The organism is Dysgonomonas sp. PH5-45 (assembly GCF_029893235.1).
Taxonomy (GTDB): domain Bacteria; phylum Bacteroidota; class Bacteroidia; order Bacteroidales; family Dysgonomonadaceae; genus UBA1309.
The window spans coordinates 71,685-97,532 of record NZ_JARXWE010000003.1 but is presented as its reverse complement, the minus strand read 5'-3'; the positions used below and the strand labels follow the sequence as shown (position 1 = coordinate 97,532).

Below are 25,848 nucleotides of genomic sequence, written 5' to 3'. Positions count from 1 at the left end.
ATATAAAATACTGATAACTATGAGAAAAATCATTTCAATCGTTTCGCTACTCGTTCTTATTTTTACGTCGTGTAGTAAAGAAAACAAAGAATTACTGAACACTATTCCGGCCGATGCGTCTTTTGTTGTGCGGTTTAATTGTGCAAGCCTTGCCGAAAAAGCAGGGTTGAACAAAGAGGAAACCGATAAATTGTTGAAAGAAATAGGTGATAATAACGAGCAGAGCGCCGCTTTTGCCAAAATAGCAGGCGACCCTTCGTCGTGCGGTTTGGATTTTGAGGAAAACTCGTTCGTTTTTGGCAACAAGAATTTTCAGGCTCTTTTGATGGCTGTTAGCGATGCCGATAAATTGCATGAAACAATAAAGACGATGTTTCCCGAAGAGAAAGATAAAATAACAAAATCGAATGGCGTTTATGTTGCCTCCGAAAACAGCAACGTAGCCTTGGTGTGGGACAACAGCCGCCTTCTCATCTATAATGCAAGTTCCTCTGGCAGCGATATCGCTCCCGGCGATGCCGCTAAGGCCTTGTTGAAACAAGACGAAAAAGCCAGCTTGGCAGGCGATGAACTGTTCAAAGCATTTCTTGATAAAAAATCGGATTTATCCATATTCGTGTCGCCCGATGCGATGAACGATTTTAAAGATTTGGCCGATATAGCCGGCGTGGCAATGAATATGCCGATTGTAAACATGGTTGCCGATGCCCGCAATAGCATGTATATTGATTTCAACAAAGGAGAAATTGTTGCAAAATCAGCGATGAGTTTCTTGAACAAGGAAGCCGAAAACCATCAGAAAGAACTGATGGAATCTTTGACGGGAAAAGGTTCCGACAATCATTTCAAATACTTGAACGAAAACCCAGCAATGTTTATCTCGGCAAACCTTAAGGGCGAAGGGCTTGTGAAAATGCTGGAACAACAGGGTATAATGAAAGAACTTGGCAAAGAGTCTTTATTTGACATTGCCAGCCTGCTTGGTAACATCGACGGCGACCTTACATGTACCTTAAACAATATAGGAGGGGGCGATTTCGAAATAAACCTGTTTGCTGACATTAAAGATCCGGCAGTTATGCAAACCGCCATCAAAGAAATGGCTACACAATTTATGCTGCCTGTACAGAAAGTGGATGATAACAATTACTACATATTTACCGGCGCTAAGAATATTTATTTGGGAACAAAAGATAAGCTGTTTTACTTGACAACCCAAAAAGAAGTTCTGAACAGCGATTATAAATCCGGCTTTAAAAAATCGGATCTGCCCGGTATAAATGACGGGGTGTTTTACTTTTATGTGAATACGGCTTCCATATTTGGTAGCACGTATGCTTTAGGTGGCTTCGGAGCAATGACTAAAGATTTTTCGATTTCGGTAACGGATTATAAATCAACTGAAATGAAGCTAAGGATGGCCGATGCCAACAAAAACAGTTTGGCGGTTATCTTCGAGCAAATCAGAAAATAATGAATCAGATAAAGCTATATGATGTGTTGCCCGATGTGTTTCGGGGCGAGGTTATCGAATCCGAAGTCTGGCAGCACACCATACAGTTCGAAGCAGGTGAGCGGTATCTTATCGAATCGGCTTCGGGCAAAGGGAAAAGTTCTTTGTGCAGTTTTATGTATGGCTATCGGCACGACTATTCGGGCACGATAAGCCTTAACGGACACAATATAAAAACCTTACCTCCCAAACAATGGGACGACGTCAGGCGCACGCAACTCAGCCTGCTGTTTCAGGAACTGCGTTTGTTTCCTGAACTGACCGTTCTCGAAAATATCCAGATAAAAAATAACCTGACAGGTTATAAAACTCCGGCACAAATAAAATCGCTGCTCGAAGAACTGAACATCGACGAGAAAATAAACGAAAAAATAGGAAAAATGTCGTGGGGGCAGCAGCAGCGCGTGGCTGTTGTGCGTTCACTGTGCCAACCGTTCCGTTTTCTGGTCTTGGACGAGCCTATCAGTCACTTGGACGATGATAACTCCCTGTTGATAGCCCAAATGGTGACTGCCGAAGCACAAACGCAAGGTGCGGCCATAATAGTGACCTCCATCGGCAAACACTTGCCCATAGACTACCATCAAAAATTTGCCTTATGAAGCTGGTTTGGAAATTATTGCGCGAAAACATCAGCAAACCCCAACTCATCGGGTTCTTTTTTGCCAACCTGATAGGGATGTCCATCTTGCTGTTGTCTCTTCAGTTTTACTTCGATATAAATCCTTTGTTTTCGCAAAAAGAAACTCTCTTTAAGAAGGATTATTTTGTGCTGACCAAGAAACTGGGTCTGCTCAGTTCGTTGGCATCCGCAGGTTCGGGATTTCATCCGGACGAAATCGGCGAACTGAAAACCAAAGACTTTATAAAAGACGTTGGGGTATTCACTCCCGGACAATTCGGTGTGAGGGCAGGAATCTCTTCCCGGAGCATGGGCATCGGGTTCAATACGGATATGTTTTTCGAGTCGGTTCCTGTGCAATTTATAGATGTCAATACCCGCGATTGGAAATTCTCGGAAGGGCGTAACGTTATCCCCATTATATTGCCTCGCAACTATCTGGATTTGTACAACTTCGGGTTTGCCGAGTCGCGCTCCATGCCTAAGCTTTCGCAGGACTTGGTGAAGATGATAAATTTTGATATAACAATCCGTGGTAACGGACAGATGCAGCAATTCAAGGGCAATGTGGTGGGATTTTCCGACCGCCTGAACACGATACTCGTTCCCGAAGATTTTATGACTTGGGCAAACACCCGCTTCGGCGAAAATACTGATGCTAAGCCCGTCCGCTTGATTGTTGAAATCAAAGACGTTACGCATCCTCAAATCGCATCCTATTTTAAGAATAAAGGCTATGAAGTGAATCAAGGAAATACGGCAGCCAGCAAACTGTCTATGTTTCTGAAGATTATAGTAACCATCGTGGCGGCTATCGGGTTGATAATATGTGTGCTGGCCTTGGTGATTCTTATTTTGAGCATTTACCTGCTGTTGGAAAAGAATATGCAGAAACTTATCAATTTACGCTTGATTGGCTATGCCCGTAAAACCCTGACCAAGCCTTACATCTATCTGGCTTTGGCCATAAACGGAGCAACTTTGCTTCTGTCGTTCATTGTGGTTGTAGTGGCTCAGAAACAATATAGCGAGGTTGTAAGCCGGATTTTTCCGCAATACGAATCTGCGGGATATCTGAATATGGTGCTTATAGGCTTGATCCTGTTTGTTGTGTTAGGTTCTGTAAACGCTTTTATCATCCGCAAAAAAATAAAATAGATATTATTACACCGAAAGGGCAGATTGCAGTATCAAGCAAGAAAATACAATCTGCTCTTTTGTGTTCACATCATTCTTATTTCCTGTTTTACTTTCTTAAATAAAAAGGTTTGCATTACGCCTCTCATAAACAGATATGTGACGAATGCCAGCCATAAGGCATCGTTCCCCCAAACAGGAAACAGGGCGTAAAAAACGGCGAAGAAACATCCTGCAGCCACAAACATAGAATTGCGCATATATTTAGAAGCGGTAGCCCCCACAAAGATGCCGTCCCACAAGAAGGCCGAAAATCCGGCTATGGGTATAAGCAGCGCCCACCAGCGGTATTGCTTACTTGCCTCTATGATATTTTCTTTGTCGGTCAGCAAATGGAAAATCTGGTCGATAAACAGGACGTAAACCAGCGTGAACAGCAATGCGAAAGCTGTTCCCCACAAAAACAGACGCTTTACGAGAGCTTTGAGCCTGTCCATGCTTCCGGCACCGATAAACTTTCCGGTAAGGGCTTCGGCAGCATAAGCAAGCCCATCCATCATATAAGAGAACAGCACGAACAGTTGCAAGAGTAGTGTGTTTACGGCAAGAAGGGTGTTACCCATACTTTCGGACTGCGCTGTGAAAAAAGTTGTTACGGCAATAATACAAAGCGTACGCAAAAATATATCGCCGTTCACTTTAAAGAAAGGAACGTATGCCTGTCTGTTGTTCAATACTTTGAGGCTGAAATGTTGGCTTACAAACCTGTGTTTCTTCAAAGCTATAACAATGGCAAGCACTAAACCCGAAAACTGGGCAATAACCGCACCCAGAGCCACGCCTTTAATCTGCATTCCGCAAACGAAAACAAACAGCAGGCTCAAGCAGATATTAACCAGATTGACGGTAATGGCAATAAACATCGGTGTTTTGGAATCCTGCAGCCCTACAAACCAGCCCGAAAAAGCATACATCCCCAGAATGGCCGGGGCAGCCCATATGTAGATGTAAAAATATTCTTCTACATAAGCTTGCAGTTCTTTGTTGACACCTATAATATGAAAACCTAACCACAGAATGAAATACTGCAAAAGAACTATAACCACCGACGAAAAGAAAGCCACACTCAACGAACGGACAAGCGTATTGGCTACCGCTTGTTTATTGTTTGCCCCGTAAGCCTGTGCCGTAAAACCACTCGTGCCCATCCGCAGGAACGAAAAATTCCAGTAAATCAGATTGAATATCATGGCAGCAATGGCTATGGCTCCGATGTATAGTTCGGAGTCGAGATGCCCCACAATAAATATATCGACCAAGCCCAAAAGCGGAACGGTGATATTGGATATTATATTGGGTAATGCTAACCTGAGTATCTGTTTATCCATCCTGCAAAGGTACAAAACAGATAGGGTTATCCGTGTGGTGTTTTTAGGGTTTTTACTTTTTAGTTAAAATCCACGCATCGCTATATTTAGGATGATTTTTTTTGAACTGAACCAAATAAGAATCGGCAGAATCTTTATTGTTGAATGCGGCAACATATATACGGATTCTGTCGGGCGATTTCAGAAGGTGTGCATTAGCAAAGCCTTGATTTTTAAATTGGTTCAACCGTCTTTCCGCTAAGTGGCTGTCTGTTTCACCACCTACAATAAGGTAATATCTGAGGTTTGCCGCTTGGTCCGAAACTTCAACTTTTACCTCTTTTTTTGCGGTGTTGATTGGTGTGGCGGGGATTTTATCGGCTTCTTTTGATGGTTGTTTTGTTTCAACTTCGGATATAAGTGCAGGCTCATCCAAAACGGTTGGTTTTTCCCCTGTATTTGCAGAGGGTGTAGCAATATTCAGATTGCTATTAGGATGAATAACAGTAGTTAAGAAGCCCGATTTATGTATGTAAGGGTCGTTGTTTTCGTTAATAGGCGTGGAGGCGATAAAGAAAACCGCAATGGCTGCCGCAACGGCTGCCGCGCCACTTACCACCCGCTTCATATCGAAATGTTTGCGCTTGGTTTCTACCATGCTCTTTACTTCCATTATCTGGTCTAAAGGGCGGATAGATAAGTCTGAACAGCCAAACGTTGAGGGGTGGAAAAAAACTTCTATCGGTTCAAATACAAGCAATCCACCTTCCTGAATCTTCAAGCCCCCTATGTTTTCTATTTGCAGTGTGCCTTCCGATGCTAAAAAGACGTTCAGATTTTTCACATCTTCTGCAATTTCTTTGCAAGCCGCCTCGTACGAAAGGTTCTCTTCGTTCATATAAGCTTCGGCCAGCAGACCGTCGTTATATTTTAGGTTTTGGTTGAAAGCATAGGTGAATTTGGGAGATAGAATAAGACCGGTATTGTCAATTTTGGCATTATTGTAGTTGAGTATGAATCCGCCGAATTCGGGAACAATGACACAGTTATGTTTTAATACCAAAGAACTTATATGCGATATCAGTCTTTTCATGATGCAAATATAATGGATTTGCCTTTAGCGCAGTGCCTGTATGCCGATAAAAATTATCAACAATACATTGTTAATAACTAAAATTCTGAATATCTTTGTGTCTTTTAAAAAATGCGAGGAAAATAATATGTTACGTACAATATACTTAGTTTAAATCCGTTACTAAGTAGGTGTAAAATGTACCATAACCATAGTCTTTAATATATAAATATGAAAAAAATATTCTTCATCCTCTTTTTAGGAGTTATCATACTCTCTTCATGTAAATCGAAAAGTAAAATAGCGTATTTCAATAATATAGATTCTTTAACCCAGGAGCAACTGAACGCAAATCCTGTTTCGTACAAAACCGTAATATCGCCCGACGATGAACTGAGCATCATTGTTTCGGCGGTAGATCCTTCGGTGGCGGCATCGTTTAATTTAACCGCTCCAACGGTGGTAGACAAGTCTAAGAGCAAACAAACAGGTACTTTGATGATAGAGTCGTTGACCGCTCCGGCATCTGAGGCCACAAAAGCGTATAGCTATCTTGTGAATCAGGCGGGAGAAATTAACTTCCCCACTTTGGGCCGAATAAAATTAGGTGGAATGACTACCGACGAAGCTACCGGATATCTGCAAAACCGATTGAAAGAATATATTAAAGATCCCATTGTGAGCGTTCAGATACTAAACTTTAAGGTGTCTGTGTTGGGCGAAGTTTTTCAGCCGGGTTCTTACTATTTTTCCGGACAAAGGGTGTCTGTGCTTGATGCACTGGCCGCCGCAAAAGACCTTACCATATACGGGAAAAGAGAAAATATACTCTTAATCAGGGAAAAGAACGGAAAAAAAGAATATAAGCGAATTAACCTCACAAAAAGTGATTTGTTGACATCGCAAGACTACTTTTTACAGCAAAACGACGTGCTGTATATTGAACCTACCGACCAAAAACAAAAAGATGCCGATGTGGGTATCCAAAAACAATATAACCTGACAATCATAACCTCTGCTATCAGCAGTTTGTTAACAATACTTGCTATTATAGTTAAATAAAAATCCCTTTCTTTCCATGTCAAAACAAGACAATTCACAAAAGAAAACATCCGATTTTGTTAGTCTTAAAGATATTATTTTAGGCTATACCAAATATTGGAAATGGTTTCTCATTTCCGTTATAGTTTGTTTTTGCATAGCTGCAATTTATTACAAAACAGCCAATAAGGTCTATTACATGGCTGCCAGTATAATGATAAAGACCGAATCGTCGGGGGGGGCTAAACAAATGATGGAAGCTTCGCTCATGAAAGCCACAGGGATAGACGGGCTTGCCAGTTCTGCCAATACAGAAGACGAAGTGAGCCTTATTGGTTCGCAAACAATGGTTCGTAATATGATTAACGAGCTGAAGTTGAACGCAACATACAGGTTAAAGAAGTTTCCTTTCAATAAGTCGCTGTACAACTCTTCGCCCGTTATTGTGCAATACGAAAAAAGCATAAACGATACTCTGAACGGTGTCTTGAAAATGGAGTTGGAGGTTGATCCGGAAAATAAAAATACGGTAGAGATAAAGTATAATAAAGAAGAATTAGGGACTTACACTTTCGACAAATTCCCCACAACCATAAAGACTGCCTGTGGAGATTTTACGTTCGAAAAAAGCCCTCAAACAGATGTTAAAGACAAAGACTTTACATTGTATATAGCTATAACCGGATTGGATTTGGCAGCCGAAGATTACAGAAAAAAAATAGGTATATCCACATCAAGCAAAAAGTCGAATATTATAAATCTGGGGATAGACGATACCGATAAACAAAGGGGACGAGATATATTGGACAAGCTTATAGAACTGTACAATATAGATGCCTTAGACGACAAGAATAAAACAGCCTTCAACTCGGCTAAATTTATAAAGGAAAGAATCGACTCCATCTCGATAGACCTGAACTCTATCGAAACAAGAATGGAAAGATATAAAATAGATAACAACCTTACCGACCTTACCGCAGAGATTCCTATTTTTGTGGAAAGTTTAAGCAAAACAGAGGAAAACAGCTTAAGGCAGGAGATACAGCTCAATCTGGTTGAGATGCTTGAAAAACATCTCCAGAAACCCGAAAATAAATATGCGGCAATGCCTTCCAGTTTGGGGCTTCCCGAGGCAGCAATCGAAGCTATTACCGAATATAACTCGGCCGTTTTTGCACGTCAACGCTTGTTGCAGAACTCAAGCGAAACCAACCCTACTGTCATAACCTACAATCAGCAGCTCGAACTGTTGCGTAATAACGTTTTGTCAAGTATTCACCAAATCAGAAACGAAATACGCTCAAGCAAGTCGGATTTCATGAAAAGGGAAAGCCAAATGAAATCGCGCCTCCAAAAAATGCCTACCCAAGAAAGAGAATATGTGGATATTCAACGCCAACAATTGATAAAGTCGGAGCTTTATGTATTCCTCTTGAAAAAATATGAAGAAGCAAAGCTAACATTGGCTTCCAATACTCCTAAGGCAAAAATCATAGACATGGCTTTCAATATCTTTAAGCCTGTTGCCCCCAAAGGACGTAATGTATTCAGTATCGCTTTAGTTTTGGGATTGCTTATACCTGTTGGTGGCATATACCTGTATAAATTGTTCCGCTTTAAATTGGCCAGCAAAGAGGAATTGGAAGAAACAACCCACTTGCCGGTATTGGGCGAGATATGTCTGGATAAATCGGGCGAAAAAGCTGTTGTGCAGGAAGGAACAACCAACTCAACGGCCGAATTGTTCCGCTTGCTGCGTTCAAACATACAGTTCGTTCTGAAAAAACCGGAAAAAGTTATACTTATCACCTCCAGTATTTCGGGCGAAGGAAAATCTTTCTTTTCGCTCAACTTAGCTCTTTCGTTTGCTCTTATAAGTAAGAAAAAGATTGTGATAGTGGGGCTGGATATTCGTAATCCGCTTCTTACCCAGTATATTGGTGCTAAATCGAAAATTGGTATGACAACCTATCTGGCATCCGAAGATATGAAGCCGGAGGAAATAATAGAGCCACTGTCGGACATACATCCAAACCTGTATTTTGTACCGGCTGGTCCTATACCACCTAATCCTGCCGAGTTGTTGTTGAGAGAACGCCTCGACGAATTCTTTGAATATCTGAGAGAAAACTATGACTACGTATTTGTAGATTCGGCTCCTGTTGGAATGGTTTCCGATACCTTTGCCTTAGATCGCATATCGGATATGACCTTGTATCTGTATAGGGCAAATTATACAAACAAATCGAACCTGAAACTTGCCGAAGCAGTGGTTCGTGACGAAAAATTGAAGAAAATGTTCCTCGTTATGAACGGAACCAGCACAAAAAGTGCATATGGTTACGGATACGGAAACAAAAATACGAAGGGTAATAAATAAGGAATAAAAAGAATCCCCTTCTTTTCGTGGAAAGAGGGGGATTTTAATAGATAAAAGAAAGCTTCTTCGGACAGACAAGAAATCAGACAATGAATAGCAATACTCAATCATACGAAAGTTTTCGGAGGATATGTGTTCTTCTGCTCTTGTTGGCATTGAATATCGGTTTTCTTACTTCGTTCGTTTTCAGAGTACCACTGATTGTTTTAGGGCCTGCCACAGTTTTGTTTGCCCTCTTGGCCTTTAACTTTAAGACAATATCGAAAGGGTATCTGTTTATCATGATATTTCTGTGCTTTATAATGGTTATGTCCCCCCATTACTACAAGCGCGACGTTTTGCTCCTGATGACTATAATGCAGGCCAGCCTTGCGGTTGATATCAAAACCTATTTGAAGTATATCCTCGTCATTTTGGGTGTGGTATCGGTTATAATGTTTTTCCTTTATGGGTTTGGACGGTTGGCTATGTTCGAGAATAATTCGGATATAGAAAACTTGATCAGAGCCCGGTACGATTTCGGATTCCGCCATCCTAATGCAGCATCGACAAACTACTATGGGTTAATAATTGCGAGTATCCTTTTACTTAGCATTTCGAAGTATAGAAAAATGCTTCCTATGTTTGTTGTAGGAGCCATGCTATTTGCGATGTTCATTTATACGATGACCATGTCGCGCGGCTTCTTGATTGCGATTTTGGCCTTTGTGTGTACATACGGTTATTATTCCCTGCGGAAGAAAATCTCCGAAAACTACAAATTGGGTGTAACAAAGTACATCATACTCGTTCTGCCTCTTATACTGAGTGCATTAACATTGTTTCTCGGATTGAATGCCGAGAATTTCCCTCTGATAGACATAATCTTGAGCAACAGACCCAGTTTGTATGGCGATTTTCTGTCTACACTAACACCTGAGCAGCTAATATTCGGGACTACCTTTATGCCTACCGAAGAACTGGTGATTGATAGCTCTTATCTGACGTTAATGTTTGCCGGAGGATTGGTGTTTTTCGTATACTTCATAGCCCTTTATTTTATTGCAGCTAAGAATATTATAAAGCAACAAAATACATTGGTAATAGCTATTCTTGTTGGCACGATGGCATACGGCTTTGTAGAAACAACGCTTTTGGGGATAATGAATATCGGAAACACTATATTTTGGGCGTTGTTGTACAAGTACCGGTTTGGTGTTATAGAAGAATTCGGGTCTTCGTCGGAAGAAGAATTGACGGATGAAGATGTAAACGAGTTAGTGGCAGAAGAAGCATGAAGATAGTGTATTGCCTTGTTGACTCTTCCCGTTCGGGAGGCATGGAGCGGATAGTCTGTTCTAAGGCTAACTATTTGGCCGATAATTTAGGACATGAGGTAACAATAATTACTACCGACAGGAAAGATAAACCCAATTTTTTTTCGTTTTCTTCAAAGATTAATTTTATAGACCTTGGTATAAACTATTCTGAATTGGATGGTCTTCCGTTTCATAAGGGTTTCTTTTTGCAATTAAAAAAAAGGAAACAACACAGATTGAGGTTGGCAGAAACATTGAACAAAATAAAGCCGGATATCTCAATATCAACCTATACTCACGAAATGACGATGCTCCCCGGAATTAATGATGGGAGTAAGAAAATAGCCGAAATTCACTTCTGCAAACAGCATAAGGAGTTAGAGATTCAAAGCCTTGATGTATCGTGGTTGAAAAAAGAATTTGCGCTTCTTGCCGATAAAAATAAGCGGCGTTTTGCAAATAAGTACGATGCTTTTGTTGTTCTGTCCGAAGATGATGCTCGGCGATGGACTGGCATAGAACGCTTGTTCGTCATCCCCAACCTGTTGTCTTTTTATCCCGAAGATTCGAGTGATTGCTCTACAAAAAGGGTAATCAGTGCCGGGCGTCTGGCCAAGCAAAAAGACTATCCGTCGCTCATTAGGGCTTGGAAACTCATTGCAAACCGAATTCCGGATTGGCGGTTAGATATATTTGGAACGGGAAGTGAAAAAGAAAGTATAGAAGCTCTGATAAACGAATTGGAATTGAATAATAGTGTTCATATCCAGCCCCCGACATCCGACATACAAACGGAGTTTATAGAAAGCTCTATCTTTGCCCTATCTTCCGCATACGAAGGTTTTGGCTTGGTGTTAGCCGAGGCAATGGCTTGCGGGATTCCATGCGTGGCATTCGATTGCCCCAGCGGACCATCCGAAATAATACAGAATAATGAAGATGGATTCCTTGTTGGGTTGGGCGATATTGAAGAGTTATCAAAAAAAATACTATATTTAGCAGAGAATGATAATGTGAGGAAAGAATTTGGACGGAAAGCTAAAGTAAATGTCCGGCGTTTCTTACCCGATAAGGTTATGACTAAGTGGATCAACCTTTTTGATCAACTTGCAGACAAAAATTAAAGTAAAGGTTGATTTTGTTTTTCTGATGAAAGTATTACAAATAGATAAATATCCTTATATAAAAGGAGGAACCGAGACTGTGATGTTCAACACGATTCGTTTGTTGAACAACGCAGGGCATCAGGTGAGCCTTTTTGCCACGGACGAGGGGCAATCTGTATATCAGCCCACATATACCACGCCATATTTCAGTACGGATGCACCAATTGGTGAAAAAATAAAAAGAATAGGTTCTTTCTTCTATAACAGGCGTGCAGCCAAAGAACTCGAAAGAGTAATACAAACCGAAAAACCCGACATTGCTCATATACATCTTTATTTAAACAGCTTATCGGTTTCGATTCTTCCTGTACTGAAAAAGTATGGTATACCTGTGGTTATGAGTTTGCACGATTACAGGCAAATTTGCCCGTCATATCTTTTGCTCGACAGAAACCTTAATATCTGCGAAAAATGTAAATCGGGTAATTATTTTCATTGTATGTTTTCCCGATGTTCTAAAGGAAGTGTTGCGGAGAGCACTCTGATGACTTTCGAGATGTATTTTAGACGGTGGTTTTACAAAACAGAGAAATATGTGGATAGGTTCATCTGTGTGAGTCGATTCGAGGCTGATAAACATGCTGAATTTAATAAAGAAATTGCAAGAAAAATAAAGCCTGTATATAATCCTGTAGCTTTTCCGTCCATATATAAGACGATGAATCGAGGTAATTATATCCTTTATGCAGGGCGGCTTTCGCGCGAAAAAGGATTGCCTACGCTCCTTTCCGTAATGAAGCGGTTTCCGGATATACAACTGAAGGTTGCGGGAGCAGGCGAAAAACGGTATTCGGAATCAGCTCTTCCTAATGTTGAGTTTTTGGGGCATCAAAATAAATCTGATCTTGAAGATTTGATATATAATGCCTCCTATGTTATTGTCCCTTCGGAATGGTACGAAACGTTTGGCCTTGCGTGTACTGAAAGTCTCGCATTGGGTACGCCTGTCATAGCATCGCGAATAGGGGCGATACCCGAAATTGTTGAAGATGGGCAGAATGGATATTTGTTTGAACCCAAAAATGAACAAGACTTAGCAACAACCCTGCAAAAAGCTTTGCAAATATCGAACGAAGAATACGAACGTTTAAGCAAGAATGGTTACGAAAGTGTGAAAAAGTTTTCGGAAGAAATTTATTTTCGTAACTTGATGGAGGTATATAACGAACTTGTAAAATAAGAATAGTTTTATCGCATGAAAATTGTAGTTATCGGTACGCGTGGCATTCCCGGCATCCCCGGAGGAGTAGAAACTCATTGCGAGAAGCTTTTTTCGCGCCTTGTTGTTATGGGATACGACGTGACTGTTGTACGCCGTTCTTCTTATATAACAGACGATAACCGTATAACAGAATTTAAGGGTGTTAAGGTAAAAGATATTTATGCCCCTCGCAAAAAAAGGTTCGAAGCCATTATACACTCTTTTCTGGGGGTTATTTATGCCAAGCGGCAGAAAGCGGATATTCTGCACATACATGCCATTGGTCCGGCATTGGTTACCCCTTTTGCCCGCATGTTGGGACTGAAGGTCGTTATGACGCATCACGGAGCCGATTATAACCGTCAGAAGTGGGGGCGTATGGCAAAGTTTATGCTCAAAACGGGTGAGCGATTCGCCGCTAAGTATGCCAATAATATAATCTCGATATCGAATGTTATAACCGATTCGTTGAAAGAAAAATACGGACGATCTGAGAATATACGCCTTATATTTAACGGGGTTGAAAAGGCTCGTGTTATAGAATCGACCAACTATATAGAATCGTTAGGCTTAGAGAAACAAAAGTATATTTTGGCAATAGGCCGATTTGTGCCCGAGAAAGGATTCGACTCGCTTATCCGTGCATACACCAAAAGCAATGTCCGGGATAAGTTTAAACTTGTTCTTGCAGGCGATGCCGACCACGAAACTGAGTATTCGCTTGGGCTGAAAAAACTGGCCAAGGATAATGGCGTAGTCCTTACCGGATTTATTACCGGCGATAAATTGGCCGAAGTGCTTTCGCATCCGGCTTTGTTTGTACTCCCTTCTTTTCACGAGGGATTACCTATCGCTTTGCTCGAAGGTATGAGCTACGACCTGAATGTTATTGTCAGCAATATTCCGGCAAACACGCAGGTAAACCTTCCGAGTGATGATTTTTTTGACCCTTATAATGAAGAAGAATTGACACGCAAGATAGAAGAAAAACTATCTGTTCCCGTCAAGAAACGGATGTATAACCTTTCTCCCTATAATTGGGATACGATAGCCTTGCAGGTTGCGGCTGTTTACAAGACGATGGGTTAACCGTTTTTTATGGGTTTCAATCCTATACTGCTTGCCTTTTGGAGTAAATATTTGTAGGCGGCATCATATTCGTTGGGAATAACACCATCCAGAATGGCATCTTTTATCGAGGATTTGAGCCTGCCCACTTCGGCACAGGGAGCGAGTCCGAATATTTCCATGATTTGTTGCCCGTCGATAGGCGGCTGAAAGTTGCGCACATGGTCTTTTTCTTCTATTTCCTTCATTTTCTGACGCACTATCTCGAAGTTTTGAAGAAAACGTTTCACTTTTGCCGGATTTTTAGATGTGATATCGGCTTGGCAAAGGGTCATAAGGTCGTCTATGTCATCGCCTGCCTCAAACAGCAAACGCCGCACGGCCGAATCCGTAACTTCGTCTTCAACCAAAGCAATGGGGCGCATGTGTAGCGAAACAAGTTTTTGCACATACTTCATTTTCTCGTTTAAGGGTAGCTTCATCCGAGCAAATATCTTCGGAATCATTTTGGCTCCTACAAAGTTGTGATTGTGGAAAGTCCATCCCAGTTTATTATCCCAACGTTTTGTTGCCGGTTTTGCTATATCGTGCAGCAGAGCAGCCCAACGTAGCCACAGGTTATCGGTTTTCAGGGCAATATTGTCAAGGACGGTAAGCGTGTGATAGTAGTTGTCTTTGTGGCCTACGCCATCTTTGGTTTCAGCTCCTTTCAGTGCCAGAAGTTCGGGCAGAATTATTTCGAGCAAGCCTGTTTTTTCGAGCAGGACGAAGCCCAGAGATGGTTTGGGCGAAAGCATGATTTTGTTCAGTTCGTCAACAATCCGTTCTTTCGAAATTATCTTTATTCTTTCCCTATTGCGACAAATGGCATCGAAAGCCTCATCTTCTATATCGAAGGCAAGTTGCGATGAGAAACGTATTGCCCTCATCATACGCAAGGGGTCGTCCGAGAAGGTGACGTCGGGGTCGAGAGGTGTACGGATCAGTAAACGGTCTAAGTCGCCCAATCCATCGAAGGGGTCGAGCAACTCGCCATAGCGCTCTTTGTTGAGGCAAATGGCAAGGGCGTTTATGGTGAAGTCGCGCCGTTTTTGGTCGTCATCCAGAGTGCCGTCCTCCACCACAGGGTTGCGTGAGTCGCGCTGGTAAGATTCCCGCCGTGCCCCTACAAACTCTATCTCTTGGTCTTTGTATTTTATTTGAGCCGTTCCATAATTTTTAAACACCGATAGGTGCGCTCCTCTGCCCAGTTTGGCGGCTACGGCTTGTGCCAGTTCGATGCCTCGCCCCACGGTAACGATGTCTATGTCTTTCGATGGGCGATACAAAAAAATATCCCTTACATAGCCCCCAACAGCATAGCATTCCAATCCCAGACTGTCGGCCGTTTGGCTGATGGTATCGAATATTTTACCCGAAAGGTGTTTTTCTATTATGCTGTCGTCTACTATGTACATTCTGAATAAATCTTTTTTTAGACCACAAAAATAAAACAAATAGACCGGATACCACAGAATAATGTTATTTTTGTGTTGCGGTGGTATAACTACGCTTAATTGTTTTAACCCGCTGTGCATTTGGAGGATTTATATTAAATAGCTTATTACAAATATCTTATAGGATTTGTCCTTCTGAACAAAGTGAAGAATCTCTGTATTTTTATTCAAGATCCTTCGTTGCTCTCAGGATGACAAAATAACATATATGTTGTTCCTCAAACAATTAGCTTTTATTTTCTAAATGCACCACGAGTATTTTAGATATTTACAGAAAATAATTTGGAGCAATGAAACATCATAAATCGGTTTTCTTTATTTCTTGTATGGCAGTTTTTGCTCTGCTTATAGCAGGGTGTGGCGATAAGAACGCTCAGGCGAAGGTTTTGCTTGAGAATGCACAAACAGCTTTCGAAAGTGGAAATTATGAGCAGGCAAAACAAAACCTCGACAGCCTCAATTTCAATTATCCTAAGGCTGTAGAGCAGCGCAAGGAAGGGATGGTTTTGCTGCAAGAAATACGCCGGGCGATGAACGACCGTCAGATAAAGCAGTGCGATTCGTTGCTTGCCATTTACTCTCCGCAGTTGGAAGAAATGAAAACGTTTTTTGTATTGCAGCAAAACAAGGAATATCAAGATAAAGGAACTTACGTTCCGAAAGGCGATCCCGCGCTTAGTGGCTTCTCAACAGGGTTGAGGTCGGGCGTAGCCGAGGATGGTACGATGTATGTAGAAAGTGTTTTCTTGGGAGGGCAGCAACACAATAAGCTAAAAGTAATGACGAAAGACTTTTTTGCCGAAACGCTCGAAGAAACAGGCGATGGTTTGAATTACCGTTTCGATGATAACGGGCGGTATTACGAAATTATCCGTTTTATGCCCAATAAGGAGAATGGTATTATCCGTTTTATTGGCGATACTGACGAGAAGATAACTGTGCAGCTCATGGGTAAAGCAACATCGTCTTACACCCTGTCGGCTGCATCGAAACAGTCTATCGCAAAATCGCAACAACTATCCGAGCTGATACAAAAAAACGACAGCCTTCAAAATGCTAAATTCAAAGCCCTTACCTTAAACGATTATTTGGACGAGAAAAAGGAAGCCGCTTCGTCACTTTCTCCCGTGGTGCAGTAATAATGGCTTATTGCTCATAGTCGCAAACAAAGAAGCGCATCAAGTCGCCCATATCATCACCTTCTATATTGGTCCAGCCTCGGTTTTTCGGGGTTTTGGTTTTTACGATCTCTTTATTTTTTGACGAATAATCTGTTATGGTGAGAGTGCGGAAACGTTTGTTCAGACAGTCGAAAGAATATTCAACGATGGTATATGCCAAATCGTCCCAACGTTTCATTTTCTTTGCCACTTTCTCCGGTTTTTTTTCGGTTTTGCTGAATGCCGCAACGAATGTTTCTTTATAGTTTTCTTTAGCCAATGCGGTGGCATACACTTTTTTTGAGAGAACCCGGTATTCGTTGTTCACCCTTTTTATACTCGTGGTGTCAAGATAAACTTCCACACCATCTTCGGTCACGGCAAACAGTTTCCATTTATCATCAATTGTATTTTGAGCATAGGTCAAAAATGTGGTGAAAATAAAGACGAAAGAGAATAATATTTTATGCATAATCGTTAACTATATATATGATACGACACTAAGATAAACGAAAAGAACTAAAGCCCGAACCTTTCGGTCAGTTTTTATTTTACTTTTACATTTACCCGAATAATCTTTACGGACAAAATCAGCCAACAAGGGCGATATTATTAATAATGTTAAAATAATACCTCGTATTTTATTTTTATGTAAGTTTGCGCCGATGAATAAATATCTGTTAACCGTATTCATTTTTATGACTTTTTTCTGCACAACGAAAGCGCAGAATCAGGTTATTATTCTCGATAAAGACAGTACCGGTGCTACCCCTCAGGTGTTGAACCTCGATACAACTGCGGTGATAAGTCCTGTGGGAGATATCGGGAAGGTATCGCCACCCGAAGAGCAGGCGAAGAATGCCCGGAAAGTGAAACCTGATATGTATGGTTGGTATATCTCATCACGCCTTGCCGAACCCCGCCTTGCACCTGCCGACGATACTGTGGCTTACAACTTCCATCGCGCAACGATAATGACAGGGCAGGATGTAGCTGTCAGCACATTGAGTAATGTTGGCTCACCAAATCAAACTATGATATTCTTTAACAGGGAAGAAGGTGGGCTTTTCAATTTTCTGAATCCTTTTGGCTATTATCTGGTAACGCCCGATAAAAAACTGTTTAGAAATTCTAAAGTTCCTTATTCAAACCTTTTTTACCAGACAGGTGGCGGTGGGCAGAACAAAGAAGAACGCTTCCGTCCCGAAATATCAATAAACTTCGGAAAGAGACTAAATGTGGGCTTCGATTTGGATTATGTTTATTCACGCGGATATTACAATCATTTGGGTAGTAAACAAATATCATATGGCCTTTATGCAAGCTACATAGGCACAAAATACGAAATGCATGCCTTAGCCTATAACAACAACTTCAATAATCAGGAGAATGGAGGGGTAGTGAACGACGATAATATAACCAACCCCGAGGTACAGAAGTTCGATAACTCGCGCGATATCGCAACCCGTATGGACAATGCTTGGAATAAGCTGCGGGGTAGGCAATTGTATCTGACCAATAAATACAATGTCGGCATTGGCGAGCAGGATTCGATACCTGTTGCCAGTTTTATTCTTACGAGCTATTACCGCGATCAGAAACGCCGCTTTGTATCGACCGACGAAACCATCGTGAACGGAACAAGTGGGCAGACGGCAACCGATACGCTGTATGCCGAAAACAATTATTCGGGTTATCCGGCAAACGACAGAATGTCTTATTGGTCGTTCCGCAATACCTTTGGTATAGCTCTCAACGAAGGATTCAGGCCTTGGGTGAAATTCGGGTTAACGGCCTTCATCGAACAAGACATCCGCCGCTTCAAGCATTTAGACCCAAATATGGTATTTGCCCCGGTGGGGGTAGTAGACAATCAGAATTCCACGGTTGTAGGTGGTGTGCTGTCGAAACAAAAGGGCGACTTTCTACGTTACAACCTGTCGGCCGATTTGGGTGTATTGGGTTATAATGTGGGTGAATTCAGAGTGAATGGCGAATTGCAAACTTTCTTTAATATAAAAGGAAAGCAAGCCCACATTAAGGCGAATGCTTATATAAAGAATACGAAACCTACCTTTTTTGAAAATATATACTATTCCAAGTATTTTTCATGGAATCACGACTTTAGCGATATACGCCGTGTGTATATAGGTGGCGAGATATATTTGCCACAAACCAAAACCCGTATTAAGGGAGGGGTAGAAAACATAAAGAATTATATCTATTACGGAGCCGACAAATATATTGCTCAAGAAAGCGGGAATATACAGGTCGTTTCCGTTCAGTTAGACCAAAAGCTGAATGCAGGGATATTCCATTGGGACAATAAGATTGTTTACCAGATGAGCAGTAAGGAGAAATCCTTGCCTTTACCATCCCTGAGTGTGTATTCTAACATATATTTGCAGAGTAAGATAGCAAAGGTGTTGACCCTTCAACTGGGGCTCGATGTGCAATACTTTACCGAATATTACGCTCCCGGATACGAGCCTGCGCTGTTGCAATTCTACAACCAACGTGAAAAGAAAGTGGGCAACTTCCCTTTTGCCAATGCTTACTTGAATCTGCATCTGAAAAACACAAAATTCTTTGTAATGCTCTATAATGTGGGCAAAGATGTAGGTAATTCCAACTATTTCACTACCTTGCACTATCCCGTAAACCCGATGATTCTTAAATTTGGGCTTTCGTGGAACTTCTTTGATTAAAGATTTTTATTATACCATCTCTTTTCCGCATGAAATTATGTGGATTTGAATATAAAATATAAGTTTGGTATAAGAAATAAATATAGAAAAATGCATGAAGAATAGAAGACCAACGGTGCAAGAACTTAGCTTGATAGAGTTTCTGGTTGCAAATGCATTTGTTAAAATCAAAGATAATTGGAATGGGAAATTACTTGTAAAACCGATGTCAGATGGAGATATGGGTAGTCTTTGTTTATGTACCGATGATAGAGTTTCGGAAGAAAAAAGATTTTTTGGCAAAATAGCCAGTGAATGTAAGTTCGTAGATAAAGATGGAGTTGTAGTAATAGCTTCTTTAATAATAGATACAGACGGTAATTTATTTGAACTTGATATTTGGAAAACAAATTTTGAGAAATTAATAGAAATACCATTAACTTTTGAATATTTGACTTGAGAAATTTATCCGATTTTCGCTGCATGTAACTTCTTGTATGAGTTTCAAAATATTATCACATTTAAAGATTGAGAAAAAGCGAGTTATGTTATGAAGAGAAAATATAAATATTGGGTTGTTATTGGCTACGTATTTATTATTGTAGTCATAGTTGCTTCTTTCTTCTTTCCGAAAACAGACAAAAAACTCCTCCCTCGCGATTATGAGCAAATAGTCCAGAGCGATACTCTGCGAGTGGTAACTAATCTTGAGCCGAAAGCCTACTATGTACAAGGCGATACCTTGCAAGGCTTTACTTACGAACTACTGAGCGCTTTGCAAAAATATACACCAGTGAAGTTTAGTGTGGTGCTTGAAAACAGTTTGGAGAATAGTTTTTCGGGGTTGGAAAACCAAACCTACGACCTCATTACACGCAACATACCTGTAAATGCAGGTTTGCGAAGCGATTTTTTGTTTACAAAGCCCATCATCCGCAATAAAATAGTTCTGGTGCAACGCAAAGCCGAATTTAATGAAGGCAAAAAACTACTGCGGAACCATCTTCAACTGGCAGGCAAAACTATAACCGTACCGGTAAACTCTCCTTATATACTGCGCCTCAGAAACCTGTCGCACGAGATTGGCGACTCCATATTCATCAGTGAAAATACTACTTACGAAGCCCAGCAACTGGCAATGATGGTTGCGGCAGGCGACATAGAATTTTCGGTTTGCGACGAAGAGACGGCTCGCGAACTGCAAGCCAAGCTACCCGAATTGGATGTAGAAACCGATATTGGGTTCACTCACTTGGAGGCATGGGCTGTACGGTCTGCTTCGCCACAGTTGTTGGATTCGCTCAATGTGTGGATAGAACGCTTCAGACACACACCCGATTTTTCGCGCATTTACAGAAAATATTACCATAACCCGTAGCGCATTTAGGAAATAAAAGCTAATTGTTTGAGGAATAACATATATGTTGTTTTGTCATACTGAGAGAAACGAAGGATCTCGGATAAAAGCATACAAAGATTCTTCATTTTGTTCAGAAGGACAAATACTATTTATGTTATAGTTTTATTTGTGCGAATCGGATAAGGCATTGTGTAGTAATATAATACAAAACAGGTGCTTTCGGATGTCAAATAAATTGATGAAAAATGATTAAAATTGCAATCCGGACATTGCAAATAGATAAAAAAGAAGTATCTTCGCTGCATTAAAGTGAGGAATTTGTGGAATCGTTTTTTAGAACACATAAATATCTGGTAGAACATTTGGGTAATCCTGTTGACCGCCTGCTGATGGACGAGGTTGACTGGAGCAACCGCCTTATTGCTATTAAAGGAACGCGGGGGGTAGGCAAAACAACATTCTTGCTTCAGTATGCGGCAAAATATACCAGTTTGGATAAACGCGATTGCTTATATATTAATATGAACAATTTTTCGTTTACCTGCCGTTCTATTTACGATTTTGCACAGGAATTCTGCTTTAAAGGAGGGAAAACCTTGCTTATAGACCAAGTGTTTAAATATCCGAACTGGCCTGCCGAACTCAGGGCATGTTATGAAGACTTTCCGGAACTGAAAATAATATTTACGGTTTCGACGGTTATGAGGCTGAGCGAAAACCCGGATATTGCTCCCATCGTGAAGTTTTATAACCTTCGCGGGTTCTCTTTTCGCGAATTTCTGAATATCATTACAGGAAGTAATTTGCAGGCTTACAGCCTACAAGATATATTGGCAAACCATAAGGCAATTGCCAGCGAGATTCGTACCAAAGTAAAACCTTTGGCCTATTTCAGAGATTATATCCATCACGGATATTACCCTTTCTTTTTGGAAAAACGTAATTTTTCTGAAAATCTGCTTAAGACAATAAACATGATGTTGGAGGTAGACGTTTTATCAATCAGGCAGATAGAACAAAGCTATTTGCCAAAGTTGAGGAAGCTGTATTACCTGCTGTCGCTCTCGTGCCCCGGAAAACCGAACATCAGCCAATTGAGTGTCGATTGCGAAATATCGCGGGCAACCGTAACAAACTACCTCGATTATCTGAAAAATGCACGTTTAATTAACCTGCTTTACAGGGAAGGCGAAGGGTTTCCTAAAAAACCGGACTTGGTATATATGCATAATACCAATCTGATTTATGCACTCAAACCGGGCCCTGCCGACGATCAGGCCTTGCGCGAAACATTCTTTTACAATCAGTTGCATCACAATAACTGCAAACTGAAGAAAGGCACTAAAACAGGCTTTTTTATTGTAAGCCGCAAAGATGATAAGTATACATTTAAGGTAGAGGAAACGAAAACAAAAAGTAACAATAAAAAACCGGACATATATATAGCATCCGAAATGATGGAAATAGGGAACGAAAATACAATCCCTTTGTGGTTATTCGGATTTTTATATTAAAACAAGAAACAACAAGGTAATAAGTATTAAACTTCAGATACACCAACCGGTTTCGCTACAATCAATAAACACCCAAACGGAGGTAGCGTATTCAGAAAAAAAGGAAAAAATCAGAATTAAACTAACAACTAAAAATATTCAACTAAAGAGTATGGCAAAAGAAAAGAAATTTTTAACCTGTGATGGTAATCAGGCCGCTGCACACATATCTTATATGTTCAGCGAAGTTGCTTCGATTTATCCCATCACCCCTTCGTCAACAATGGCAGAATATGTTGATGAATGGGCAACAGCCGGACGTAAAAATATTTTCGGCGAAGTTATTCGTGTACAGGAGATGCAATCGGAGGCCGGAGCCGCCGGTGCGCTTCATGGTTCTTTGCAGGCTGGAGCCTTGACAACAACCTACACTGCATCGCAAGGACTTTTGTTGATGATCCCCAATATGTATAAGATTGCGGGTGAACTATTGCCTTGTGTTATCAATGTTTCGGCTCGTGCGCTTGCGGCGCAAGCCTTATCCATTTTTGGCGACCATCAGGATGTTATGGCAGCTCGCCAAACAGGCTTTGCCATGTTCTTCACCAATTCGGTGCAAGAGGTTATGGACTTGGCTGCTGTTCCTCACTTGGCAACGCTTGAGGCTCGCATCCCTTTCATGCATATATTTGACGGATTCCGTACATCGCACGAAATCCAGAAAGTAGAAATGCTCGAAAACGAAGATGTAGCTCCCCTTGTAAACCAAGAGGCACTGAAAGCATTCCGCGACAGGGCTTTAAATCCTGAAAGTCCGGTTACCCGTGGTACGGCTCAGAATGATGATATTTATTTCCAATCGCGCGAGGCAGCCAATAAATTTTATGATGCTGTACCCGATATAGTTGAAAAATATCTGACCGAGCTTGCAAAAGTTACCGGCCGTAAATATGGCTTGTTCGATTACTATGGTGCGGAAGATGCCGACCGTGTTATCATTGCCATGGGTTCGGTTTGCGAAACGATCCGCGAAACGATAGACTATCTGAATGCCAAAGGCGAGAAGGTAGGCTTGGTGGCTGTACACTTGTATCGTCCGTTCAAGGCCGAAGCATTCCTTTCTGCTGTGCCTAAAACAGCTAAGCGAATAGCTGTTCTTGACCGTACAAAAGAACCGGGAGCTCTTGGACAACCATTATATCTTGATGTGAAAGACTGTTTCTTCGGCAAAACTGAAGTTCCAACTATTGTGGGCGGTATTTATGGTTTGTCGTCGAAAGATACTACTCCTTCGCAAATCATGTCGGTTTACGAAAACCTTGCAATGGCGATGCCCAAAAACGACTTCACTATTGGTATCGTTGACGATGTTACTTTCAAGTCGCTTCCGCTCAAAGAAGAGATTTCGGTCGATGATAAAAACTATGAGGCTAAATTCTACGGTTTGGGTTCGGACGGAACAGTGGGCGCAAACAAAAACACGATAAAGATTATTGGCGATAATACCGACAAATATTGTCAGGCTTACTTCGCTTACGACTCTAAGAAATCGGGAGGTTTCACCTCGTCTCACCTGCGTTTTGGCGACCATCCTATCCGGTCAACATATTTGGTTAATACGCCCGACTTCGTGGCATGCCACGTTCCGGCATACCTTCACCTTTATGATGTGACTAAGGGGCTGAAAAAGAACGGAACATTTCTTCTGAACTCCGTATGGAGCAAAGAAGAAGTTGGCAACTTCTTGCCCGACAACGTTAAGAAGTATCTTGCCGTTAACAATATCAATTTCTATATAATCAATGCTACTAAAATAGCAACGGAAATTGGTCTTGGCGGACGTACAAATACGATCCTGCAATCGGCATTCTTCAAAATATCGAACATCATACCTTACGACCTTGCCGTTGAGCAGATGAAGAAATTCATCGTCAAGTCTTACGGACGCAAAGGCGAAGATGTTGTTAACAAGAACAATGCGGCTGTTGACCGTGGCGTTGAAGTGGAAAAAGTTGATGTTCCTGCCGAATGGGCAAACATCGTAGTGGGAGAGTCTGCTAAAGACGATGCTCCCGAATTTATCCAAAACGTAGTTCGCCCTGTGAATGCACAAAAAGGATACAGTGTTCCTGTTTCGGCATTTGTTGGTCGCGAAGACGGTACATGGGATAACGGAACCACAGCTTACGAAAAACGTGGCGTAGCTGCTTTTGTTCCTGTTTGGAACGCCGAAAACTGTATACAATGTAATCAATGTGCTTACGTTTGTCCGCACGCAACCATACGTCCGTTTGTGTTGGATGCCGCCGAACAGGAAAAAGCTCCTGCCGAAATGACTTTGCTAAAAGCTCAGGGTAAACAATTCGAAGGTATGGGCTTCCGCATCCAAGTCGATGTATTAGACTGCTTGGGTTGTGGTAACTGTGCCGATGTATGTCCTGGTAAAAAAGGCGAAAAAGCCCTTCATATGGCCGAAATAGGCACTCAATATCCCGAACAGAATAATTGGGACTTCATGGTTAAGAACGTATCGAGCAAGGCTCACTTGGTAGATATCAAACAAAACGTGAAGAACTCGCAGTTCTCCACTCCTTTGTTTGAGTTTTCCGGAGCATGTTCGGGTTGTGGCGAAACTCCTTATATCAAATTGGTAACACAACTCTATGGCGACCGGATGCTGATTGCCAACGCAACAGGATGTTCTTCTATCTATGGAGGTTCTGCTCCGGCAACACCATATACAAAAAATCAAAAAGGACAAGGGCCTGCATGGGCAAATTCACTGTTCGAAGATAATGCTGAATTCGGTCTTGGTTTTGCTATCGCTAATATTAGCCTTAGGAACAAGATTGAGAAATTGATGACAGAGGCTCAAGGTTGCGATAAATGCTCTGCTGAAATCAAAGCCTTGTATTCGGAATGGATTACCAACAAGGATGATGCCGAAGCTACGAAAGGAATAGCGGCAAAACTTCTTCCACTGTTGGAAATTGAAAAAGATAAGTGCGATTATTGCAAAGAAATTTACGAGTTGAAATCGTACCTCGTTAAACGTTCAATCTGGATATTCGGTGGTGACGGTTGGGCATACGATATAGGCTTTGGCGGTCTTGACCATGTGATGGCTTCGGGCGAAGATGTGAATATTCTTGTTCTCGATACCGAGGTATATTCAAATACCGGAGGCCAATCGTCTAAGTCTACACCTGTTGCCGCTGTTGCAAAATTTGCTTCGGGAGGTAAAAAGGTACGCAAAAAAGACCTTGGTATGATTGCCACAACCTACGGTTATGTTTATGTTGCCCAAGTGGCAATGGGTGCTAATCAAGGACAGTGTCTTAAAGCATTCCGTGAAGCGGAAGAGTATAAAGGACCATCTCTGATTATTGCTTATTCTCCTTGTATCAGCCACGGCTTACGTAAAGGCATGGGGCACTCGCAAGACGAAGAGAGAGCTGCCGTTGAATGCGGATACTGGCATTTGTGGCGTTACAACCCAATGTTGGAAGAAGAGGGTCAAAATCCTTTCACGATGGATAGCAAAGACCCTGATTGGAGCAAGTTCCAGTCTTTCTTGGGTAGCGAAGTGCGCTATACATCGCTTCAGAAGTCGAATCCGAATGAGTCGCAGGAGCTTTACCTTGCAGCACAAGAAAATGCCCTATGGCGTTGGAAAAGCTACCAGCGTTTGGCTAATACAAAATTCGATGCTTTTGACGAAGCCAAGAATGTACAAGAGTAAAAGAAACTTGATAGGATAAGTATAAAATGTGTCAGGAGGTAGACC

19 protein-coding genes are annotated in these 25,848 nt (G+C 41.5%); 15 read left to right on the top strand and 4 right to left on the bottom strand.

Annotated elements, in window-relative coordinates:
- The first annotated feature begins 19 nt into the window (after positions 1-19).
- From M2132_RS02295 to M2132_RS02285, 3 genes are read left to right on the top strand one after another with little or no spacing between them, the layout of a single operon-like run.
- Positions 20-1,474 (top strand): DUF4836 family protein, encoded by a 1,455-nt coding sequence (locus M2132_RS02295; protein ID WP_280670824.1) that lies wholly within the window; start codon positions 20-22, stop codon positions 1,472-1,474.
- Positions 1,474-2,115, top strand: coding sequence for an ATP-binding cassette domain-containing protein (locus tag M2132_RS02290; RefSeq protein WP_280670826.1), 642 nt, complete (start codon positions 1,474-1,476; stop codon positions 2,113-2,115). The genes M2132_RS02295 and M2132_RS02290 overlap by 1 nt, the downstream gene beginning before the upstream one ends.
- Entirely contained in the window at positions 2,112-3,293 is a 1,182-nt protein-coding gene (locus M2132_RS02285; RefSeq protein WP_280670828.1) for an ABC transporter permease, read from the top strand. The genes M2132_RS02290 and M2132_RS02285 overlap by 4 nt, the downstream gene beginning before the upstream one ends.
- Positions 3,294-3,358: 65 nt before the next feature.
- Here M2132_RS02285 and M2132_RS02280 read toward each other — a convergent pair whose 3' ends face one another.
- Both M2132_RS02280 and M2132_RS02275 read right to left on the bottom strand, forming a co-directional pair.
- Positions 3,359-4,660, bottom strand: coding sequence for an MATE family efflux transporter (locus tag M2132_RS02280; protein ID WP_280670830.1), 1,302 nt, complete (start codon positions 4,658-4,660; stop codon positions 3,359-3,361).
- Between the two features lie 52 nt (positions 4,661-4,712).
- Positions 4,713-5,732: a hypothetical protein gene (locus tag M2132_RS02275; protein WP_280670832.1), complete on the bottom strand. Its 1,020-nt coding sequence runs from the start codon at positions 5,730-5,732 to the stop codon at positions 4,713-4,715.
- Positions 5,733-5,942: 210 nt separating this feature from the next.
- Here M2132_RS02275 and M2132_RS02270 point away from each other — a divergent pair, with 210 nt between their 5' ends.
- The 6 genes from M2132_RS02270 to M2132_RS02245 all read left to right on the top strand — a co-directional run bounded on the left by M2132_RS02270 (position 5,943) and on the right by M2132_RS02245 (position 13,886).
- Positions 5,943-6,773, top strand: a complete 831-nt coding sequence (locus M2132_RS02270) for a polysaccharide biosynthesis/export family protein (RefSeq protein ID WP_280670834.1) — start codon at positions 5,943-5,945, stop codon at positions 6,771-6,773.
- A gap of 16 nt (positions 6,774-6,789) precedes the next feature.
- Entirely contained in the window at positions 6,790-9,132 is a 2,343-nt protein-coding gene (locus M2132_RS02265; RefSeq protein ID WP_280670836.1) for a polysaccharide biosynthesis tyrosine autokinase, read from the top strand.
- A gap of 89 nt (positions 9,133-9,221) precedes the next feature.
- On the top strand, positions 9,222-10,409 hold the full coding sequence (locus tag M2132_RS02260) for a hypothetical protein (RefSeq protein ID WP_280670838.1): 1,188 nt from the start codon (positions 9,222-9,224) through the stop codon (positions 10,407-10,409).
- A complete protein-coding gene (locus tag M2132_RS02255) occupies positions 10,406-11,554 on the top strand; it encodes a glycosyltransferase family 4 protein (RefSeq protein ID WP_280670840.1) in 1,149 nt (382 codons plus the stop codon). The genes M2132_RS02260 and M2132_RS02255 overlap by 4 nt, the downstream gene beginning before the upstream one ends.
- A 25-nt stretch (positions 11,555-11,579) precedes the next feature.
- Positions 11,580-12,776 (top strand): glycosyltransferase family 4 protein, encoded by a 1,197-nt coding sequence (locus tag M2132_RS02250; protein WP_280670842.1) that lies wholly within the window; start codon positions 11,580-11,582, stop codon positions 12,774-12,776.
- 15 nt (positions 12,777-12,791) lie between these two features.
- Entirely contained in the window at positions 12,792-13,886 is a 1,095-nt protein-coding gene (locus M2132_RS02245; RefSeq protein WP_280670844.1) for a glycosyltransferase family 4 protein, read from the top strand.
- On the opposite strand, the gene M2132_RS02240 is transcribed toward M2132_RS02245, so the two are convergent.
- Positions 13,883-15,322 (bottom strand): CCA tRNA nucleotidyltransferase, encoded by a 1,440-nt coding sequence (locus M2132_RS02240; protein ID WP_280670846.1) that lies wholly within the window; start codon positions 15,320-15,322, stop codon positions 13,883-13,885. The two genes, M2132_RS02245 and M2132_RS02240, sit on opposite strands and share 4 nt — an antisense overlap.
- A 329-nt stretch (positions 15,323-15,651) precedes the next feature.
- On the opposite strand from M2132_RS02240, the gene M2132_RS02235 reads away from it, so the two are divergent.
- Entirely contained in the window at positions 15,652-16,500 is an 849-nt protein-coding gene (locus M2132_RS02235; RefSeq protein ID WP_280670848.1) for a hypothetical protein, read from the top strand.
- A 7-nt stretch (positions 16,501-16,507) separates the two neighbouring features.
- Here the strand turns inward: M2132_RS02235 and M2132_RS02230 are convergent, their stop codons facing one another.
- On the bottom strand, positions 16,508-16,993 hold the full coding sequence (locus M2132_RS02230; protein WP_280670850.1) for a surface-adhesin E family protein: 486 nt from the start codon (positions 16,991-16,993) through the stop codon (positions 16,508-16,510).
- A gap of 226 nt (positions 16,994-17,219) precedes the next feature.
- On the opposite strand from M2132_RS02230, the gene M2132_RS02225 reads away from it, so the two are divergent.
- From M2132_RS02225 to nifJ, 5 genes are all read left to right on the top strand, one after another.
- Entirely contained in the window at positions 17,220-19,229 is a 2,010-nt protein-coding gene (locus M2132_RS02225; RefSeq protein WP_280670852.1) for a putative porin, read from the top strand.
- Between the two features lie 94 nt (positions 19,230-19,323).
- A complete protein-coding gene (locus M2132_RS02220) occupies positions 19,324-19,668 on the top strand; it encodes a DUF6984 family protein (RefSeq protein WP_280670854.1) in 345 nt (114 codons plus the stop codon).
- Positions 19,669-19,758: 90 nt separating this feature from the next.
- The gene (locus tag M2132_RS02215; protein ID WP_280670856.1) at positions 19,759-20,586 is read left to right on the top strand and encodes a transporter substrate-binding domain-containing protein; all 828 of its coding nucleotides are present in this window, start codon (positions 19,759-19,761) and stop codon (positions 20,584-20,586) included.
- Positions 20,587-20,888: 302 nt separating this feature from the next.
- The gene (locus M2132_RS02210) at positions 20,889-22,082 is read left to right on the top strand and encodes an ATP-binding protein (protein WP_280670859.1); all 1,194 of its coding nucleotides are present in this window, start codon (positions 20,889-20,891) and stop codon (positions 22,080-22,082) included.
- 151 nt (positions 22,083-22,233) lie between these two features.
- Positions 22,234-25,803 (top strand): pyruvate:ferredoxin (flavodoxin) oxidoreductase, encoded by a 3,570-nt coding sequence (gene nifJ, locus M2132_RS02205; protein WP_280670861.1) that lies wholly within the window; start codon positions 22,234-22,236, stop codon positions 25,801-25,803.
- Positions 25,804-25,848: the final 45 nt, after the last annotated feature.